Source organism: Bacteroides sp. 2201st1_D9_2201SCRN_220225 (assembly GCF_040928965.1).
GTDB lineage: Bacteria > Bacteroidota > Bacteroidia > Bacteroidales > Bacteroidaceae > Bacteroides > Bacteroides stercoris.
Genome location: NZ_JBCODG010000163.1, coordinates 1 through 1,886, shown reverse-complemented (window position 1 = coordinate 1,886; position 1,886 = coordinate 1). Strand labels below are relative to the sequence as shown.

Genomic DNA, 1,886 nt, shown 5'->3' with positions numbered 1-1,886 from the left:
CAGCTTGAAGAAAATAAACCGATTTATATCGGTGATAAACAAGAAAGAAGGTGCATCGTGCATTACGACACACCTTCTTACTTTGCAGATAATTAAGAGGCTCGTTTCTTTTCGTACCGATTGAGTGTATTTCTCACTTCATCTTTGGTCGTACCTAACTTTCTGGCTATATATCCTAATCCTATTTTTTCCCCTGTTCATCTACTGTTCCTCTAAGTGAGTACCAGTATTTAGCTTCTTCCAGTGTCATTTTTCGTATATTTTTAGCATTGGGATGTTCATACCCAGCAAAAGTATCGTTGGAAGATTGTGGGCGAATCCCACCGCTTGAAGAAAATTTGGTAAGGTACCTTTCCATACAATAATTGGCTATGTAAACAGTTAGATTCTTAACCGCATTACGCTTGCCCTTTTCTTTTTTAGAGGGATTACCAGCCATCATATGAAGGACGATGGCGCAATGAAAGGCTATGCCGGCAATTCCGTTCCGCATGTTATTGCGTTCCTCAATTCCATCGACCTTGTAGCGATCGTATTGTTGTTCACACCATTTTTCTAATGCTACATTTATGTAGTTTAGATCAATGGTAAATTCATCACAAGGTACATCACCGTTCATGGGGGCGTGATGATAACAATATAGGGAGCGCCATTCGTCAATTTGTTTTTTTATGCGTTCCAACTTCTCACCTGCCAGCCATTTAAAAACAGGAGATTTAGCACCCAATTCGGGAGCAACTGTAAAGCAAAAACGGCGTGCTGTTCCATTTTCTTTTTCTTTATTTTTGAAAAGTGAATTAATGGCTCCAGGTGTACCTGCAAATGTTGCATTAAGATAGACCTGAAACCCTCCCTTAGCAGATTCTCCCTTTTTGTTTTGGTACTCAATATCGTTATCAAACGCCTTACGAATGGTTGAAGATGCAAGCCATCCATCTTTTTTGAAGGCATCTTTAGCAGTATCAATCTCCTGTTCCATGATGTACATATGAACACCCCTATTTCTGGCAAGCATCTCTATAAATTGGGATGCTGATATGTTGATGCCAATAAACTGGATTATTGAACCTTTTTCATCATTGGAAAGCTTTTTACATTCGGCATCAATGATGTGCTGAAACAACAGCTTGTGCATATCCCTGAAATTACTTTTGCCTGAACCACTGACCCCTTCAATGACGGTCATTATATTAGGAGATTGCATACTACCGTTAATAAACTTTGCCCGTACCCTCGAAAAAACCATAGCACCAAACTCAGGAAGCAGGCTGAACATCATGGCATCTTTGTATTCTTGGGGGCAGCAATTCAAAATTTCATTCAAGAATGGAATTCCTGAATAGTTGGGTGTACCATATCGCTTGTGAAATTCTTTGTTCCATTCACGTAACGATAATTGAGGTTCTGGCAGATTGCTTTTGGAGCGACGAAGTTCTATTTTTTGGAGATTGTAGGCTTGCTTTTTCTCTAAAATACTCTCCGTTTCCTTTATTTTCGCTGCGCTTTCAGCGTTTATTACTCTAATCTCATTATCGGTATGTGCATTGTCAAAGTCAATCTTCGCTACGTTCTTGGCTTTTATCACTCTGATTTCATTATCGGTATGCGCATTGTCAAAGTCTATTTTCGCTTTATTCTCGGTTTCTATTACTTTGATTTTATTCTCGGTATGATTATTGTCCAAATCTTCCTTTATACCGGTTATAGCACGATACTTATCTATCTTCTTTTTGGAATTATACTTTTGGGAATAGAGAAAAAAGATATAGCCTGCACCGAAAGTAATGAGGCATGCTGCACCAAATTTAAGGCTCAGCGGAAATATCTGGTTGGTAAGTTTTAAAATTAGCTATCTTTGCTTACCTTTGTTTTATGAAACCCGCACA

1 protein-coding gene is annotated in these 1,886 nt (G+C 38.7%); it reads right to left on the bottom strand.

Features of this window, described 5'->3' with window-relative positions; translation table 11 throughout:
* Positions 1 to 181: 181 nt before the first annotated feature.
* Entirely contained in the window at positions 182 to 1,684 is a 1,503-nt protein-coding gene (locus AB5903_RS22390) for a DUF3987 domain-containing protein (RefSeq protein WP_368118316.1), read from the bottom strand.
* Between the last annotated feature and the right edge of the window lie 202 nt (positions 1,685 to 1,886).